Source organism: Shewanella abyssi (assembly GCF_023284025.1).
In the GTDB taxonomy this organism is placed as follows: Bacteria; Pseudomonadota; Gammaproteobacteria; order Enterobacterales; family Shewanellaceae; genus Shewanella; species Shewanella abyssi.
Genome location: NZ_JAKIKR010000017.1, coordinates 37,285 through 56,231, shown reverse-complemented (window position 1 = coordinate 56,231; position 18,947 = coordinate 37,285). Strand labels below are relative to the sequence as shown.

Genomic DNA, 18,947 nt, shown 5'->3' with positions numbered 1-18,947 from the left:
CCTTACTTATTTAGGGTGCGCAGATAGGTGATAATGTCTTCAATCTCTTGCTCATCGAGGTTGGCCAGTCCAGCAGAGCCGTAGAAGGGCAGCATGCGGGTATTGGAACGACCATACTTGATGGTTTCACGGATAAAACCGTCACTCGCCTTGTTAAGGAAGCCCACCTTACCGATGGCAGTGCCCGATGATCCCGCTAAGTAACCGTCCCCTTGAGGGCCGTGACAGGTAGAGCAGATATCGTGATACCAAAGCTCCCCTTTACGCGCATCGCCCTGTGCTGCGCGCTGCTTATCGACTTCGGCTGAGCGATGGGGCAGGGTTTCATGGCTTCTGAGGTAAGCCACTATCGCGACAATTTTCTCTTTTCCAAGGTGAGCATAAGGACCCATGGCGGTACCAATACGGCCGTCTCGGATGGTGGAGGCCAAGTATTTATCCGATGCAATTGCCAACAACTCAGGATTAGAGAGCGAGGGAGCAAAACCTGTTTTTCCTATGGCATCAGCTTGATGGCAAAAGACACAGTTTTGGTTGTAGAGCATCTCACCTTGAGTGATGAGCGCTTTGTCGTCTGCACTTGCATATGTACTAGATGCTAAATAGAACAATATGGTGACAAACAAAGAAGGTAGTTTTCTAACTCTTGTCATGAAACACTCCGTTTAAAGTTCCTTTGTGTTTTAACTTTATGGTTTTGTTGGTTATTAACAACATCGCGTCCACAAAAATGATTAAGTAGTTTTTCTGGAAAAAACGGCTTGATGCACTCGTTAATTAACTGTTAGTAAATTGTTGCTGAATTTGTAGGCTATACACGCACTGTTTGTGTGTCTATCGATTTTAAAGCAGTTGATGAGGAACTTTAGCTTGTGTTGACATAGATCAATAATCTGTAGCGCAGTGAGATGTATGTCACGTTAAGCCTATATAAATAGGAGTAGGAAAAACTCAATTACCTTAGAAGATATTAGTTTGCCAGCTTGTGATGTACTCATCTATCGCCTCGAAAATAATAGTCGCGTGATTGTTAGGCCATCGGGCACTGAGCCAAAGATAAAGTGTTATTACGAAGTGGTAGAAGCCATGAATGCAAACGACACACAGGCAAGCGCACAACTTTAGAGCGCAGGCCAACATGGATGCCTTTATTAATCTGCATCAGGCAGATTTGCCAAAGTAGGTCACCAACGAGTTTTGAAGCCACCGCCAAGGTGGCCTTTTATTGGAATAGTAACTCTGTGAGTAAGCGCATATGCATGGTTGACCACTTCAGAGCTAAGCTCGTTTTTGGACAGAAACGAGATAGCTTAGCAGAACAACTTGGGAATAATTGGGAGTCATCTCGGCAAGGCTTCAGGGCCGGGATCTAGTGCCATTACCTAAAACATCTACTTATGATGGAAAGCAGCTCATCCACTATGTTCCTTTGCAAGCCGCCGTGAATACCTCCATGTAGGCTCTGCTGAAAAATCCCTTTTTCAGAAGCTTGCACGTTCCACAGCAGATGATCTGCCAGCGAGTTCAGAGTAGCGTCTAGCTCATTTCTGGACATAAGTTTGTTAGAGTAAGTGCTCCACCACATTCAATTTAGATTAGGGAAAGTATGCCAATCAAATATGCGGTTACAACGTGATTTGCGGCGAGCGCCGCGAGCCATATAGCACCGGAACGAACAACATCACCTTGTTACATTCCCACCTCTGACAAATAACTCGATGCATATGTCTTTAGACCTTGAGTGAAGCCCAAACTCGTACTCGAATTCGTTACTTGTAGTGAGTGATTTGACGTAAAACTCATCTTGAACGGTTTCGAAGGATAACTTATCAAAATGTACTTGTGCCTTTGCAAATAAGTGATCCGTTAACAAAGCGAATAGCTGATCAGGCTGCTGCGCTATTTCTTTAAAGCATTTCATAGCATTGCTATCAATAGTATGAACATCTCCATTTATTGCACCGAAATCAAACTCCGGAGGTAAATTCATTACTGGTCGTTCAACCTGCCAGTATCTATCTTCGCCGTTATTGAAAAACTCAAACTCACCTGAACCATCGACAAGTTTTGTGATTGGCTTGGATTTAAGCTCTGTTAAGTAGTTAGGAAGATATAACCAATCCTTCAGTAAGCTAACATCTTTAAAACGTTGCTATACTCTCCTAATGTTTTGAAAGCAAAGCTGCATTTCTGTAGCGTCTAAAAAGCAACGGCTAGATAACAAGGATTGTCATGAATAGGGTTTTGATCTTTTGTCTGTTTTTTTTGCTTGCACCACGATTGCATGCAGGTGAAACGTTGAGCTTCGCAGTTTCAATAATGAGAACGTTGGTACTGTGACATTGTATGTGCCTCAAGATTGGAAGGCCGTAGAACGTCACCACATTCAATTCGGTACAACGTTTTACCGTTTAGTGCCACCTAATAAAGGTAAGTTTGATTTTGAGATTCTGGTAAATGATCTTGAGCATATGTATATGGAAGCTCTTGTAGATAAGGATCTAGAAATTTACATCGAGAGCAACATGGTAAGCTCAGTCTCGCAATCAACAGAAGGCGTAGTTAAAGCAAATCGATTTGGAACTCAGTTAGATGGTGTATATGCTCGTCTAACTGATAAATCTCCCAAGGAAGGAGAGTTTTTGTTCTTTACCCAAGGCGTGAAGCTTCTCGGAAATAAAGTTGTCTTGTTCACGTTACTTTCGAATGATTACGACGGTGAAGTTTTAAAGAAAACTCTAAGTATTGTTGACAGTGTCAGCTGTAAAGAATTATGAATCACTGAATCGACCAGCAGAAGTTGAATGTAGTTACTCTTAATAATGCATGCCAACAAAGTATCATTCGATGCAGTCTAACGCACATCGTAACTAACTTTGGGGCAAAGGTGAGTTAGCTTCAACCCGAAGTGGTTCCAATTGCCTGCGGCAGACGTATGTGCAGACGCAACTGAGGCTCGCCGCGAGCACGTCCTTGTGGGCTCAACGAAAACGTCCTGTTTCCGAAGGCCTCCGCCGCATCTACACTGGGTTTGAAAAGCGCAATCTCTCAGCATTAGAGTTACCAATAAAAGCTTTTAAATTAGATAAACCTCCACATCAGTGAGCATCAGAATTTAAATTTAAGTAGCCAAATTTGCAGACAGCAATCTCCCCCGTTGGAAATTTCGCTGTTTAAATTTCGCCGGGGCGCTGAGGGTTTGACTCTTATGAAATCAAGAGCAGGGGCAAGCGCTTTGCCCCTTGGCTCGACTCTTGATTACAAGAATGGGCGAAGCGTCACGACGTTGATTGTGATTTTGATTTTAAAAAAACAATAGCTGCTAGAGCGGGCAAATTGCTTTGGGCAAAAGAGAGTTAGATTCCCACCACAGAGCCAGAACCTAACTTACTCGTTAACGCTGGGCTACATAAAATTAGCGGTTGTTAAACAGCCAATTGCACGATAGTGTAGTTGATTAATTAATCTACAGCGGTATGAATAGCAAGCACTGGGTGCTAGGGGATGGGCTAATGGATAATAATCAAATATCGGTAAATACCTTTGATAAGCTGGCGCAAAGGTATCAAGATAAGTACATGGATCTTACTATGTATTCAGACACCTTTGATTCATTTATTAACCATCTCCCCCGTGATGATGCACGCGTATTAGAGCTTGCTTGCGGGCCAGGCAATATCACCAAAATGTTACTGTCTGAAAAACCCAACTTGTCGATATTAGCAACGGATCTCGCGCCAAATATGTTGCTGCTAGCGAAGAAAAATAATCCCAAAATAGAGGTTCTGCAACTCGACAGCCGCCATTTAAACCGTGTTGATGAGCAGTTCGATGCCATTATGTGTGGTTTCTGCCTACCCTATCTCGATAGACAAGAGGCAATAGCGCTGATTGATGCTGCGGCGCAGCGGCTTAAAACGGGAGGTATTTTGTATTTGAGCACCATGGAGGGGGAATGCCCTAAGGTGCGCGAAGATACCTCCAGTGACGGCGACAAAATGTTTACCTATTTTCATCATGCGGAGCAGTTGGTGCCAGCATTGAGTCGCCGAGGCTTTAAATTATTGGCGTTACAACGCAAGCAACAAGCCAGCCCTATGGGTGAAGTGACAGACTTGTTTATTACCGCTCGGCTAGACTCTGAATAAAAGAGACTCAATAAAAGACTCTAAATAGAGCGGCTTAATGCTGTTGAATAACAAGCACTGAATAAGTGTTATGCAATATATTGCTCAGCCAGTGCCAGCAGTTGCGGTAAAAACCGATGCTCTTGCGTGGCGATAACGGTTTGTTCGGCAAGTACCTGCTGTAAAATCTCATGGGTCGTGAGTGGATTGGCTAACACCACTCGAAATACAACCGCTTTGATCTTCATCAATTGTTGGTTTTCTGGGTTAATACGTGTGCGTGATACAAATGAGGTACCTTGTTCACGTTGACGTTTCTGCACAAATTTAGTGAGGCCATCGAGCAGGGCATTAAATTCAATGAGTTTTTGTACATCGTTGTTAGCCCGCGCTGTTGCCATTGCCGTTTGCACTATTTGCGGAACATAACGGTAGGTTAATAAGCAAAGCTCAGGCTTAGACACCAATTCAAAGTCGTTATGCTCTTCAATCAATTCAGCAAAGTAATGGGCTTTATCCAGACTATTGTTGATCAGTATTTCGTAGCCATCACGGCCAATCACTTGCAGGCAAGCATGGACTAACATCGCCATACCGGGGCGAGATCCCTCTAGCGTTTGACTGCCTAAATCCTTTGAGCCTTTTCTGAGAATGTATTCAGCGTGATGCTTAATCGCGTTGGCAAAAGTAGGATCTTTAAAAATAACCATTCCCGCACCCATAGGCACGTACATCTGCTTATGAGCATCGATAGTCACTGAATCAGCGCGTTCAATTCCAGCCAGTAGATGACGGTACTTTTTAGATAACAGACTGGCGCCGCCCCACGCAGCGTCAACATGGAAGTGACAGTTTAGCTCTTGAGCCAAATCTGCTAACGCATCGAGTGGGTCGACATTACCTGTCTCGGTGGTACCAGCAACCCCCACAATCGCTATCACTTTAATATTGTCGGCAGCAAGTTTTGCAGCGATTTGGCGCATCTTTACCACATCGACCTTGTTGTCGTTTGAGGTCGGAACTTGAACAATATTTTCGCGGCCGATACCAAGCAGGTCAGCCGTTTTTGCTAATGAATAATGACCTCGCTCGGACACCAGTATGGCTAAATCATCATAGCCATAATGACGTAGCCCTTTCATTACGCCCTGAGCGGCAACACCGCGATATTCGCCATCTGCTTTAAGTAATTGGTTACGTGCGGTCCACAGTGCGGTGATATTGGCAACGGTGCCACCGGAGCAGAATGCGCCTAATGAAACGTTAGCACTGTGCATCCAACTCTGATAAAAATCATCATTCTCTGCATAAATAAGGTGATGCATCATCCCCAGAACTTGGCGCTCTAATGGTGTAAACGCTTTTGATGTTTCAATTTTGACCAAGTTTTGGTTTAAGCCGACCATCATTTTAGACAGCGGTAACACAAAGTAGGGTAGTGCAGATGTCATGTGGCCGATGAAGCTCGGCGCTGAGGTGTGGACTGAATGAGCCACTAAGGTTTTCATCATGTCATCAGCATAATCTGAGACAAACTGCGGCGCAGCGGGAATTCGGTGTTGCTGAAAGTCCAGCTCGATCTCAGTTAAGGGCTTTTCAACGGCCACGACGCTGTCTTGTAAAAAGCCCATTAAGTTCTGTGAGATATTTTGTTCAATAACACTAAGGGTTGAATCAGGGGCTTCTGGAACTGTAAAAATTCTCAGTAGTGCTTCTTCTGAAGCGGTGGCTCGTCTTGGTGTCATTGGCTAACAATCTCTACTCAACACACCATTAATGTGTGCTGGATCAGTCTTTAAAATGGGATGCTCACTTTACGTTAAGCTTTATAGCGCATCAAGTAGAAAAGTAAATTGCCATTAAGGGCAGGTGTTCAAACAGCTTTGCGCATGAGGTTATAAAAAGGCGCTGCAGCGCCTTTAGCCAGACTCGAAATGAAATTACTTGGTCGGTATTGATAGGGAGTAGAGCGCCGCTACATTTTTGCTGGTGGCGTAAAGGTTTGTTTTGGCATTGGCTAACACATCGGCTAATGGCAATGCACGGGGGGTGATAGAAAATAGTGCTTTAAAACCATGATCTAATAACACGTTGGCATCGTCACTGACGCACCCTGCAATTGCGATAACAGGCACATTGAACTGATTAGCAACACCCGCAACTCCCATTGGGGTTTTGCCGTGCAATGTTTGACTATCAAGCTTGCCTTCGCCGGTGATCACTAAGCTTGCTCCTTTTATATGGCTTGCAAGGTCAACAGTGTTCATTACAATGTCGATGCCTGGCTTTAGCTCAGCATTGAGAAATGCCATTACGCCAAGCCCCATACCACCTGCAGCGCCAACACCCGCTAAGTCACGGTTGTCTTTAATACCTGTTTGCGCGATAACATCGGCATAATGGTTGAGCGCACTGTCGAGTTGCTGCACCATCTTTGTCGTTGCGCCTTTTTGAGGGCCAAATATTGCGGAGGCACCATATCCACCGCAAAGTGGATTATTAACATCGCAAGCGACTTCAAAGCGGCATTGTGAGACCAGTGGATGTAGGTCAGTTAGATCAATTTGCTGTAATTGGCTTAAGGCTGCGCCGCCTGGGGCAAGGGCATTAGAGCTCGCATCTAAAAACTGTACACCCAAGGCTTGCGCCATTCCGGCACCACCATCATTGGTGGCACTGCCGCCGAGGCCGATAATAATGTGTTTGATGCCTCTATTTAGCGCGTCAACAATCAGTTCACCGGTACCGTAGCTGGTGGTGAACAAGGGGTTACGCTGCTCTGTTGCCACTAAATGTAGGCCCGATGCGGCAGCCATTTCGATAACGGCTGTTTTTTCATTGCCATGATAGCTATCGCCCAAGATGCCATAAAATGCATTAACTTTGTCGCCCAACGGACCGGAAACCTGTGTCCAAACTAGGCTGCCATTAGTGGCATCAACCATCGACTGCACTGTACCTTCACCGCCATCGGCGACGGGTATTTTGAGATATTCAGCATGGGGTAATACCGTGCGAAATCCTCGCTCAATTTCGTTAGCCACTTCCATTGCTGTGAGGCTTTCTTTAAATGAATCGGGGGCTATCACAATTTTCATGCAGTTTTCCTATTTTCAGCCTAGGGCTGAAACTGTTTCAGCGAACGGTTAGCGTTATTGAAAGGTAAATGTCTTACTCGTCCCGTATTAGTAGTAACACGACTTTTTGAATGAGTGCAAAGGCGAGGGAGAATACTCGCCTTTTAATTGACATCTATAGATGGACTCTAGATAAGGAACAAGCTCAGTATATACACTACAGTCATGGCCGTGAGTCCTTGAATCAAGGTCGCCATTGTCTGCGCTTTATACGCTTGCTTAACACTCATGCGGCTAAATTGGGTAACCACCCAGAAGAAGCTGTCATTGGCATGAGATACCGTCATCGCACCTGCACCAATTGCCATTACCGTTAATACCCTGCCCATGTCGCTAGCAAGGCCAATATCGCCCAACATAGGCGCGACTAACGCCGAAGTGGCAACCAGTGCAACAGTAGATGAACCTTGAGCAGACTTTAATGCTGCAGCAACAATAAATGGCATAAAGATGCCGACGCCCAAGGCTGAAAGAGAACTTCCTAAGAAAGCGCCAATCTCGGTGGCTTTCAGTACCGCACCAAATGCACCGCCGGCACCCGTGATAAGTAGAATTGGCGCTGCAACCACTAGACCTTGGCTAATACGCTCACTGAACTCTTTTACTTTGTTGTTACCTTTAAGCAGTAACAATGATAGGAACAGACCAATCATTAACGCATTGACAGGTTGCCCCAAAAACGCCAACACATCAAATAACGCGCCATCACCTAACGGAGCCGATGGGAAGTTGGCAATTGAGCCAAAACAGATAAGCAAAATAGGCACGAAAATCGGTGCAAAAGCACGAGTTGGGCTAGGCAACTGACCATAGGTGTTTTTAAGTTGTTCGTAATCTTCAGTTTGATTAAGTAACTCTGCTGCGCCTTCGCCGTCAGGTTGTACATTGGCGAAACGATTGGCCCAAAGTGTTCCGGCTAAAGCCGCGATAGCTGCCACAAACACACCGACAAAAATGACCAAACCAAGATTTGATTCAAGGCCTAAGTTACCCGCAGCGGCGATTGGACCAGGAGTGGGCGGTACGAAGGTATGGGTTGCGTAAAGACCGGTGGCCAGTGCGACGCTCATCGACACGCTTGATACTTTCATGCGATTCGCCATTGACTGTTTAAGTGAGTTTAAGATCACAAAACCAGAGTCACAAAACACGGGAATAGAGACGATGTAACCGATGATAGACATGGTCAAAGTCGGAAAGCGTTGACCTAGCAATTTAATCACCACATCCGCCATGGTGATGGCGGCGCCGCTTTTTTCAAGTATGGTGCCGATGATAGTACCGAGCACAATAACAAGACCGATATAGCCCAATATGCCGCCAAAGCCAGAGGTAATGGTTTTGGCGATATCTGCACTGGGAAGACCATAGGCAAATGCGGCAATAAAAGAGGCTAAGATCAGCGTTAAAAATGGATGTAGCTTGAATTTTGCAGTAGCGATGACGATAAATACAATCACCGCCAGTAAGATCAGTACGAGGCTCATAGCGTTTCCCTGTAGGGGTATTTTTAATTTATGTAAGGTTTGTTGTTATTTAAGCCAAATATGGCGTTCACTCATATTGAGCGAGACCACGGATTTCAGGCTTAGCTATTATGCGGCTCGAAGAGGTGGATTTCTTTGGTTGGTTGCACAGATAACGAGTTAAAGTTAAATCATTATTTGTTCATTTGAACATATTGGTGTTGTGTGGCGTTTCACTGTTATAGGGTCACTTTTGTGGCACTGGGAATTAATTAGCACTCATCGGTTCTAAAAAATATTCATAGTTAGCCGTGCCTACTGGTTTTTGATAAAGGATATGACAATTAAAATTCATGCTTTTATCGGCTCGGTCTTCAGCAAAGAATATGTAGATTTGATTGTTGGCTGTAGGCTTATCGATAAAAAAAGGCGCTGCATCATTGTGCCGTTAACATCACTTGTCCTAGATAAAGCTGTAATAAACCGTCCAATTTTTGCATATTACTGCCGGTAATTTTCTCAATCTTCTCGAGTCGATAGCGCAAAGTATTGCGGTGAATAAACAGTGCATTGGCACATTGCTGTTGATCGCCAAAATGTTGCAGGTAACAGGTTAATGTTTTTGCCAGCTGACCATTCTTATCGGCACTGATTAATGCTTGATATGGGCTTACTAACTCTTGCCCGCGCCAATTACCTTTGAGTGACGATAACAGCACTAACAGGGAGAAGTCTTTATAAAGGTATTTACTTTGTTCTGGGCGCATTTGAGTGCCAATGGAGAGTGTCTCTAATGCCGTTTGATATGAGCGGTTAATCTCTTGCGGTTTTGCAAAGAAATGCCCAAGTGATATTTTTAATCGTTTTCTCATTTCAATCGGTAGACGGGCGATAAGCTGATCAATACGCTCACTCTCAAGTGTGGCATCCCAAGCTTTGCCATCAAGAAAAGCAGGTTTGAGGATCACCAATTCCGTCATTGAGGTCATGGCGACCAAGTTACCCCGTGAAGGGGTTTCCAGTAAGTGCAATATCTGTTTCAGCATTGAGTTGGCAGCGGTTTCTTCATCGTCAGCTTGCACTTGAATAATAGCCGCTACGCGGGGGGTATCTAAGTCGATGTTGAGCTGTGAAGCCCAGTTGCGTTGATGTGAGGTAAAAGGGCCGTCTGATTTTATCATCTCTATTATCAGCTCCTCTTTTTGACGATATTGCCATTGTGCTAATTCGATGGAGTTGGCTTGCTCAACAATGATCTCAGCGGTCATCTTTAGCAGCTCTCCGTAATGACCGAGCTCTTTAGGTTCGCCAGTGATACCTATGACGCCAATGATGTCGCCTTTATAGTGTAAAGGTAGATTAATTCCCGCCTTTACCCCTTGTAAAGTGTCTTCGCTGGCTCGGCTGATCTCAACCGTTCTTTGTTGGCTTATTGCCAGCAAAGCGCCTTCATGTATTTCGCCAATGCGATGGGGATCGCCCGAGCCCAATATAATGCCGTGATTGTTCATCACGTTAATATTATGACCGATGATTTTCATGGTGCGATTGACTATTTGTTTGGCCAGTAAGCCATCTAAAAAGTACACATTGAGTGTCTCTGAGGAGTTTGCCCTAGCTTAAGATATTTTGGCTGGGTTAACTATGAAGTATGGCTCCCTTTTATGACTTAGAATTTATTAGCCTCTTTTCTCATTATGATAATCGCCCGTTTAGACATCAAGCGACGCATAACTGTATGCACTTAACTGAAACAGTCGGTGATGAATGCTGTCTAGGAATGACTTTTTGCAAAAAAGTATAATGAGTGACTCAGCCAATGACATAGTTGCTGGTAACTCTTTTGGCATCGGCAACTTGTAATGTATACTCTAGTCATATAACGTACTGTTCTGCATACAAAACAATAAAAATGACGTATTAATGGCCAAATTTTCTCCTGCATTTAAGCTTGGTAACATTGAGGTTGATCCTAATACTGATCAACTAAAGTGTGGTGATAAGCTGATCGAAATACAATCGATGGCGATGAAAGTACTTTGTTACTTTTGCGAACACTTTGATCGGTTAATTACTCGGGATAATCTTAGAGATGAAGTATGGAAAAACACTGCCACGTCAAACCATACGATTAACAATCATATCTATAGTTTGCGCCGTAATATTGCCAAACTGGATCCCGATGTAAAATACATTCATACCGTCACGGGTGGCGGCTTGAGTGGTTACCGATTATCGGAGACACTCACCTATTATGATGCTGAAACCACAGCTTCAACCTCGCTGGAATCAGCGGCAAACCCTGCAGTAGAAACGCTTTCTAATGACAATATTGTCGTAATTCCAAAGCAAACTCGACCCGCTCGCCGCATATTATTGAGTACATTTCTCTGTGTTGTTTTAGCCTCTATCATTGGGTTATATCACTTTTATAAACCGGTGTTATATCAAGATGTTCATTTGTTGACTGAGCTAGCGGGTCGAGAGCAAGCTCCCAGTGTTGCCGCTGACGGCTCATTTATCGCTTTTTCAAATAAGAGCAGTGGAGACACATCATGGGAACTGTTTGCAGCAAAGTTGGCATCACCACTTAACACCGTGAAAGTATTTGATAGCGAGGGTAATTACGATAGCTTTGTTAGCATCTCTCCGAGCGGTAAAAAAATCGCTTTTCACCGACTCAAATATGGTGAAGAGGGGATCTATATCGCTGCTTTTGATAGCCTCAATTTACAAGCTTCTCAAGAGCGAAGAGTCATCCCTCTGAATAGTCATAACTTGTCACCTGCAATTAGTTGGTTAGATGAAAATCGGTTTTTTTATAGTATCAATGAAGCTTCTTGGGCCCCTGAAAAAATATTTTTGTTTGATACCGTAACAGGTAATCAAGAACAGATAAGTTCTCCCGCATTACGTTCGAATGGTGATTTTGCCAATATGGTATCGCCGAACAAGCAATGGTTAGCAATATTACGTTCTAATAGTCTCGGTGGCTCTGAGCTTATTTTGTACCATATAGCGACTAAGGAGTTTATCAACACGAGTGTACAGTTAACTAACCAGCGCTTAAATGTAAGCTTTAGTGACGACAGCGAGTCGGTATATTTCGTCGATGATATGGGGTACCTGTCTCAGTTTGACATCGAAAATGATGAGTCAACGCGGATCTCTGAAGATCAATTTGTCGGGTATTGGCCGCTAAAAATACCAGGAAAAAATCAGTTTATATTGCAACAAGACTGGGGGTTATCATCGCTTACTACTGAGATTGTCAGTTTTAAAAATCCTGTAATGGGTGGTGATGGCAGTAAAAATCTGGTTGTGAATAACGGTTTATCAATTCGTGCAATTGAAGGCGTGAATGACAATGGCTTCATCTTTGTTTCAGTAAAACCAAATCATCAAATTGAGTTATGGCGATATAAAGATAACAAGGCGTATAAGTTAGACCAGTTCGCAGAGAAAGATGCTTATCGTTATCCATTGAGTTTGAATTGGCAGCGGGGCTCTAACCAAGCATTATTAAGTGTCGAGGGTAGTTGCCGCAGTGTCAATATTGACTCAGGTAAAGATACTCCTCTGTGCCCTAAGGGCGAGTTTTTGTACGCTGGAACCTACTCTGCTGACGGTCAAGCGATATACTTCGCAGCATTCGACAAAAAGCAATCAAAAGCCATGAAAATGGGCAGCTCAGGCTACCCTATTGAATCACTTCCCCTTTTGGATAATGCCAATATGGTTCAGGATGGAGGAGATGGATATCTTTATTATCGAGTGCATCCTGATACTGATATTTATCAGTTTGATAATAGTGCGGGAACATCTAAAAAGTTGATCAACAGAACTTATATTACTAATGGTTATACAACGAACGATTTTGTTGTCGTTGACGACGGAATTTATTTTATGGATAAACCTAAAGGCCAGAGCAATGCTATCTACTATTACGATTTCAGTACTGATGTTGTGCGTTACTTATTTGATACCCCTAACTTGTACCCCAATATTGTATTGAGTGACGATTATCAATTTATCTACCTCATTCAATCAGCCCATAATGAAACCGGCTTATTGTTGGTTGAATAATTGTGTTGCTGCCTACTGGTAGCTTGTTACTTTAGCTTGAGTTGTCAGCTAGGATTTAAACAATTTGGGCTATTTACTGATGTTATTGGTCAGTTTAGCGGCTTTTTTGGGCTATTGAATCATCTGCATTGATAATCATTTATCATCTATATCAATATTTGTAATTTCACACCACTCGTCACAATCCTGTAATAATTATGTAACCACCTGTTTATGCGGTAGTTAAGTATTACCTTTTTTAACCTTTCATGTTTAACCCTCGTTTTCTCTCTGTTGTTGCCGATATGCAACCGTGCCTAGAATTGGACTGCTTATCATTCGCACAATCATGCCGCTGCTGTATGTGAAGTGTCATTGATGGGCATTACAACAATAACAAGCCCACTAATAATCAATAGGGCTCATGGACAATTTTATCTTTCAACATGGAAATCAAGTTATGTTACTAAACAATAGAGTTAAGAACTCGGCACGGCGCAAGAAGATGCTTAGGTACAAAATGTCTTCGTCCACTACCATATTAATGGCAGGGTTAGTCAGTAATCTGGCCTTGGCTACTTGTGATATTTCACCCGATAATCGTTACGAATATATCGACAGTATTAGTATTGATGGCATTGAGGTTACCGATGGTACTGAGATCAACAGCGGCGATGTCGTCCAGTTAACTCCTGGTTATGCCAGCTACCGTTATGGTGAATATTGGAGTGTTTGGCTCGACTTAAATGCCGACGGTGACTTCGATGATACAAATGAGTTGCTGATCCGAACAACTAGTAAATCAACAGAAGCTGTGCTGGCCACGATAATCTTTGCTGATGATGTGTCGATTGAAAACACGCAACTGCGTGTGTTGGTTCATCCAGATCCTGCAACTGATGACTCATGTGGTTACGACGGTTATGGTGATGTGAACGATTATAGTGTCAGTATCAATCGCGGCGAAGATGATGGTAATGGCAATAATGATTACGCATTGGTCACTCAGCCTGGTGGTGGCTCAAATGAACATATAGCGAATATCGAACTCGCAGGGGTGAGTTTTTCCTCAGGCGATGGCAGCGGTTATGAAGATTACTCCAGCACTAAGACGTTCGATATTGTTGATGGAGACTCAGTTCAGTTAACCCCAGTGACCAATTGGAATACTGACTGGGCTATCTGGATAGATGGTGACAGTAATGGTGCATTTGATAATGATGAACAGGTTTTCTCCGGTTCAGGTCAGCGCGATGCCATCGTTAGCGGCACTTTAGATCTTAGTGAAATAGCAACCGGTAAAAAGCGGATGCGAATAGCGATGAGTGGTGGCGGCTCCGCCACTGCAAATGGTTTTAGATTTGGTGAAATAGAAGACTACAGTGTCAATGTTCAACGTGATGAAGATGATGACAAGCTATACGGTTCTCATGTTCAATGGGAGCATGACTCGGTTACAGTAAAAATCTTTAGATTTGAATTTACCGATGTTGATCTTACTTGGTCGGTAAGTCGCCTAGAATCAGAAATGGAAGAGATTGTCGATTACTTCGATAAAGAGTCCTATGGACGTTTCGACGTTAATTACCAGATCTACAGTGACGTTATTCAAGTCGGCGAAAAAGTGTCTGTTTGGGATAATAAAAGTGCCAATGACTGGAAGGCTTATTATGCCGAAAAGCTGATTTCGTTAGGTGAAGCCGATTATTGGACAATTGACGATAATACCATCTACCTCATTTTAGCACCTGAAATTTCTGATTGGAATGAAGAGCGAGAAGAATGGGTTCCATATGGGATCAAAGCTGGCGTGAACCCTGGCGCAATACGCGTTTATGATACTGGCGATGAGCGCTCTCAAGCGGGCGGGATTGCCCATGAGATGGGTCATGCCATGGGGCTGCATCATGCTCAAGGCCTAGACGGTCAAGACACTGTCTTTGGTGTGGGTGACTATGAAAAGGAGATGATTGGTTATGGCAATGCCTTTAGTCTGATGGGCAATAATGCTTGGGACTTTGGCGGGCTAAATCTGTACTACAAAAACTTCTTCCAAAGTTGGAAAATAGAAGACGAAGTACCTCTAATCTCACACTCCGGCACCTATAGAATTTATGCATTCGATCAAGGCTCAGTTAAAGGGGACTTGGGGATCAGGCTGGCTGCTGGCAATAGTGATGTGACCTACTGGGTCGAATACCGGACCAAGGATGATGCTAATACTCAAGGGGTACTAATTAATACTGAAGGGTACTTCCCAGATGAAGATGCAAGGTCATACTACTATGGCACTTCATTTTTACTGGATATGACACCCAATACCAAACCTGACGATCTAAACGATGAGTTTGATGATTTTGAAGACTTTTTAGACGGTTCATTGCTTATAGGTAAGAGCTACACTGATAAGTGGGGCGCCTTTACTATCACACCCAAAGCAACTGGAGGCACCTTAGGTACGGCAGGAGCTTGGATTGAAGTCGAAGTAGAAATGCACTAAATCTTATCCATTCTATATGTTCTAGTTGTCACCTTATAGCAGGGTGATACTTCAAGAAAGCCAGTAGTGATTAGCTACTGGCTTTTTGCTTGCCAATCACATCTGCCGCGCAACTAATTTGTTACTTCTAATTGTGGGAACAGCCCATTTTGCTAATTCATCGCCACCATGGGCGAACACCACTCAGGGCCATGAGTAATTTCAGTTCAATAGGACTCACTACGGGTTTGCAGATAACCACTTGCCGAGTCCCTTCCTCGGCATTTTAAGTGGGAGTTAACATCGTCGGTAAAACAGCTATTTCCCCAATAGTAACCCCGTAGTGCCATTGCTACTGATGTTACTCCGCAGCTGCTCCATTGTTGTGTCATGCGCTGTTGAGGCTAGTGATGGCCAGCGAACTAGCAGGTATGTAGACGACAGCAGTAATCTTTAATCTTTATTTGTCATTTCTCTCAATCATCTCACTCAACATTCATCATATCCACCTTTATTCAATCGCTTGTAAATAACAAATTCCTTTTTGTATACAGTATCTTGGCAGGTTTTTTCTTGTGGCTTCACACGAGTGTCACCTATTTGTTATCGATTTGCTAAGGGGTTTTTATAATGTATAAAATTGATGTCTGCCAAGTGAGGGGAGCCATGACTCAGCGTGATAAGACTGAATGATTGCTCCGCCTGTACTTGCAGTAACTTGGTTCTAACAATAAGAAAAGAGTATTTTATTCTTGAAGGAAAGATTATGAAAACAGTGAAGTTAAAGCCATTATTTGTGGCAATTATGTCTGGTTTTTTGGCGCAAAATGCGGTTGCGGAAGAGATACGTGTAGATGATGGCGCTAATGATGGGGAATACGAAAGAATCGTTGTCACCGGCTCACGTTTAGCAAGAGCTGGCGCTGACACGACTGCACCCGTTACTGTGGTTACGGCTGAAGAACTCGCCATTACCGGCAGCATGAACTTAAATGAAATGCTAGCCACTTTGCCACAATTTCAAGGGATTGAAGCATCTACAAATGCCTATAATCCTGCGAACGCAGGCTTAAGTACAGTTGAGTTAAGAGACTTAGGTGCGATTCGTACTCTGGTATTGCTTGATGGTCACCGCCCAACCCAAACACTGAACTCTAGTAACTTACTTGTTACTGATCTAAACAACATTCCGGCGACGCTTGTTGACCGAGTTGAGATCTTAACCGGTGGCGCATCCGCGGTCTATGGCTCCGATGCGGTCGCAGGGGTAGTGAACATCATCCTTAAAAAGGATTATGAAGGTGTAGAGCTCAATGTTTATGGTTCAACGACCGAACAGGGAGATGGTGAACAAACCGGTGTAACATTAACTACAGGCCTGTCTTTTGATGATAGTAAAGGCAACGTTGTAGCCAGTTTCGATTATTCAAAAGAGAGTGAGATCCGTTATTCAGATCGCCCAGGCTCACGCTCTGAGACGGGGTATTACACCAATAAGCTCGATCCAAAAGCTAATAAGGAAGGCATCCCTAATCTCATCACCCTGAACAACATCGGCTGGGTCGATTACAACATTCCTGTAGACAGACCGACAATTTGGTTACCAGATAGTGACTATAGCTACTATCAGTTTGGTCGAGAGGATGATGGTAGCTTAGCACCGGGTTACTTGTCCGCAACAGATGAAGAGTTATACGGCTACTATCGACAATCGAAAGTGACCAACCCCTACATGTACTCGAGTGTCGGTCCGGTACAATTTGTGGTGCCTGATGAAAAATATAGCGCTTATGTAAGCGCTAGCTACGACTTTGACAACAGCTTACGCCTCTCTGGTAACGTGCAATATAGCAAGGTTACGGCTAAACAACGCATTGACCCAGAATTTATGTATTCTACTTGGGTAGATACAGCCAATGCACCTTTCACCGTGCCTCAAGAAGTATTGGATGTGGTCGCAGAGCATAATGATGGCAGTAGTTGGATTAAAGTCCCATACACATTCCAACAGATTGGTGACCGGATCAAAGAGAATGAGCGTGAGTACCTTTCAGCCTCATTAACCCTTGAAGGTGACATTTCTGACGACTGGTATTGGGATGCATACGTCTCTAGTGGGACAACGAATAAGGATTCAACTTCTTTCAATAACATTGATACCACACGTCTTTATAGATACGAGACCGTAGGCGTATGTGAAGAGACAAATAGTTGCCCAGAGTTTAACCCTTTCATGCCGCTATCGGACGAGCTGCAAGATTACGTGCGTCTAGACCCATTTACCGACACTACCAGCAGTTTCCAGCACACAGCCTCAGCCAATGTTAATGGTACGGTATTTGAGTTACCCGCTGGACCACTACAAGTTGGCTTTGGTGCAGAGTTTAGGCAAGAGGGCTTTAAAGTTGAACCTTCAGATGTAAAGCTATCAGGGCTAAATCGCGGCAACACCATCGCGCCGCAAGATGTCGACCGTGACATTATAGAAGGTTATGTTGAGGTTAACATCCCCGTTATTGCTGACGTTGCCTTTGCCGAGTCGGTTGACATTGAAGCGGCACTTCGCATGGCCAATTACTCGCACTCAGGCACTAACGATAGTTGGAAATTTGGCGTGAACTGGGCGATCAATGATGAAGTTCGTGTACGCAGTGTCTATGCCAAAGCGGTTAGAGCTCCACAATTGACTGAGCTATTTGCTCCAGAGTCGAAAGTTAAGTTCAAATTTGATGACCCATGTGATGTGGATCAGATCCAGCATGGCGATGATCCAGCACTTCGCGCTGCAAACTGCCAAGCGTTAGGTGTACCTGCTGACTTTGAATCTGAAATGCGGATCACTGGAGAGGTAGCTGGCTCTACAAAAGGCAACGAAGACTTAACCCCTGAAATTGCCCATACACTCACAGCGGGTGTGGTTTACACCTCTTCAATGCTTGATAACTTAGTCGTGTCGCTAGATTACTTTGATATTGAAATTGAAGATGTGATTACTAGGGTCGGTGCCAGTACAACGGTAAAGCGTTGTGTTGATTCAACGACGATCAATAATCCATTCTGTAGTCAAGTGACGCGCAAAGCCGATGGTAACATTAGCTACGTTAACGACACTTATGTAAACAACGCTAACATGAAACGTAAAGGTATCGACTTTCAAGTCAATTATGATTGGGATCTCGATGGTGGTGCCAATATCGACTTAACGCTATATGGTACTTACGCTATCCACAGTAGCTTCAAGGACGCTAACGATTCAGAGGCCCATAATTATGTCGGTGTGAGAGGTGTCCCTGAGTGGAAATCCTCATTCATTACCAGCTATGCAAATGAAGGTTTTAAGGCGACATGGCAAGTCAACTATGTTTCAAGTACAAAGTATAGCCGTACTGCAACACAGGAGACTCATGATAACCCTATTATGCCATCTTCAATCCTTCATAACACACGCCTAGCATACGACTTCACCGACTCTGTTCGGGCTTATGTGGGGGTCACTAACGTGTTTGATCAAGATTGGATAGGAACTGTAGGCGCCAGTACGGGTAGTACGACTTACCCGATCCGTGGTCGCGGTTATAACGCAGGAATTAATATTCAGTTTTAACTCGTTATAAACAATAGAGTGGCGTGTTTTTCGTCACTCTTTTTAATGGACTGATTGGTTTAATTTCCC

At 43.8% G+C, this 18,947-nt stretch carries 10 protein-coding genes and 1 pseudogene; 6 read left to right on the top strand and 5 right to left on the bottom strand.

Annotated elements, in window-relative coordinates:
• Nucleotides 1-2 precede the first annotated feature (2 nt).
• Nucleotides 3-653 (bottom strand): c-type cytochrome, encoded by a 651-nt coding sequence (locus tag L2755_RS09610; protein WP_248980470.1) that lies wholly within the window; start codon nucleotides 651-653, stop codon nucleotides 3-5.
• Between the two features lie 304 nt (nucleotides 654-957).
• Here L2755_RS09610 and L2755_RS22290 point away from each other — a divergent pair.
• The 3 genes and pseudogenes from L2755_RS22290 to L2755_RS09595 all read left to right on the top strand — a co-directional run.
• Nucleotides 958-1,183: pseudogene (locus tag L2755_RS22290) on the top strand (phospho-sugar mutase); the annotation flags it as partial.
• Between the two features lie 1,153 nt (nucleotides 1,184-2,336).
• Complete coding sequence (locus L2755_RS09600; RefSeq protein ID WP_248980469.1) at nucleotides 2,337-2,777, top strand: hypothetical protein; 441 nt, start codon at nucleotides 2,337-2,339, stop codon at nucleotides 2,775-2,777.
• A gap of 735 nt (nucleotides 2,778-3,512) precedes the next feature.
• Nucleotides 3,513-4,148, top strand: a complete 636-nt coding sequence (locus tag L2755_RS09595) for a class I SAM-dependent methyltransferase (protein ID WP_248980468.1) — start codon at nucleotides 3,513-3,515, stop codon at nucleotides 4,146-4,148.
• Nucleotides 4,149-4,216: 68 nt separating this feature from the next.
• Here the strand turns inward: L2755_RS09595 and panP are convergent, their stop codons facing one another.
• From panP to L2755_RS09575, 4 genes are all read right to left on the bottom strand, one after another.
• Nucleotides 4,217-5,872: a pyridoxal-dependent aspartate 1-decarboxylase PanP gene (gene panP / locus L2755_RS09590; RefSeq protein ID WP_248980467.1), complete on the bottom strand. Its 1,656-nt coding sequence runs from the start codon at nucleotides 5,870-5,872 to the stop codon at nucleotides 4,217-4,219.
• Nucleotides 5,873-6,067: 195 nt separating this feature from the next.
• Nucleotides 6,068-7,225, bottom strand: coding sequence for a glycerate kinase (locus tag L2755_RS09585; RefSeq protein WP_248980466.1), 1,158 nt, complete (start codon nucleotides 7,223-7,225; stop codon nucleotides 6,068-6,070).
• A gap of 167 nt (nucleotides 7,226-7,392) precedes the next feature.
• The gene (locus L2755_RS09580) at nucleotides 7,393-8,751 is read right to left on the bottom strand and encodes a GntP family permease (RefSeq protein WP_248980465.1); all 1,359 of its coding nucleotides are present in this window, start codon (nucleotides 8,749-8,751) and stop codon (nucleotides 7,393-7,395) included.
• Between the two features lie 416 nt (nucleotides 8,752-9,167).
• Nucleotides 9,168-10,319 carry a sugar diacid recognition domain-containing protein gene (locus L2755_RS09575; RefSeq protein ID WP_248980464.1) on the bottom strand — a complete coding sequence of 384 codons (1,152 nt, stop codon included), beginning with the start codon at nucleotides 10,317-10,319 and terminating at the stop codon, nucleotides 9,168-9,170.
• Nucleotides 10,320-10,653: 334 nt separating this feature from the next.
• Here L2755_RS09575 and L2755_RS09570 point away from each other — a divergent pair, with 334 nt between their 5' ends.
• The 3 genes from L2755_RS09570 to L2755_RS09560 all read left to right on the top strand — a co-directional run bounded on the left by L2755_RS09570 (nucleotide 10,654) and on the right by L2755_RS09560 (nucleotide 18,878).
• Nucleotides 10,654-12,816, top strand: coding sequence for a winged helix-turn-helix domain-containing protein (locus tag L2755_RS09570; RefSeq protein WP_248980463.1), 2,163 nt, complete (start codon nucleotides 10,654-10,656; stop codon nucleotides 12,814-12,816).
• Between the two features lie 499 nt (nucleotides 12,817-13,315).
• Complete coding sequence (locus tag L2755_RS09565) at nucleotides 13,316-15,295, top strand: GEVED domain-containing protein (protein WP_248980462.1); 1,980 nt, start codon at nucleotides 13,316-13,318, stop codon at nucleotides 15,293-15,295.
• 745 nt (nucleotides 15,296-16,040) lie between these two features.
• Nucleotides 16,041-18,878, top strand: a complete 2,838-nt coding sequence (locus tag L2755_RS09560; RefSeq protein ID WP_248980461.1) for a TonB-dependent receptor plug domain-containing protein — start codon at nucleotides 16,041-16,043, stop codon at nucleotides 18,876-18,878.
• The last annotated feature ends 69 nt before the right edge of the window (nucleotides 18,879-18,947 follow it).

Bases quoted from the DNA above. Each gene is read 5' to 3' on its own strand.
- L2755_RS09610 (WP_248980470.1), bottom strand. From the start codon at position 653: ATGACAAGAGTTAGAAAACTACCTTCTTTGTTTGTCACCATATTGTTC.
- L2755_RS09595 (WP_248980468.1), top strand. From the start codon at position 3,513: ATGGATAATAATCAAATATCGGTAAATACCTTTGATAAGCTGGCGCAA.
- panP (WP_248980467.1), bottom strand. From the start codon at position 5,872: ATGACACCAAGACGAGCCACCGCTTCAGAAGAAGCACTACTGAGAATT.
- L2755_RS09585 (WP_248980466.1), bottom strand. From the start codon at position 7,225: ATGAAAATTGTGATAGCCCCCGATTCATTTAAAGAAAGCCTCACAGCA.
- L2755_RS09580 (WP_248980465.1), bottom strand. From the start codon at position 8,751: ATGAGCCTCGTACTGATCTTACTGGCGGTGATTGTATTTATCGTCATC.
- L2755_RS09570 (WP_248980463.1), top strand. From the start codon at position 10,654: ATGGCCAAATTTTCTCCTGCATTTAAGCTTGGTAACATTGAGGTTGAT.
- L2755_RS09565 (WP_248980462.1), top strand. From the start codon at position 13,316: ATGTCTTCGTCCACTACCATATTAATGGCAGGGTTAGTCAGTAATCTG.
- L2755_RS09560 (WP_248980461.1), top strand. From the start codon at position 16,041: ATGAAAACAGTGAAGTTAAAGCCATTATTTGTGGCAATTATGTCTGGT.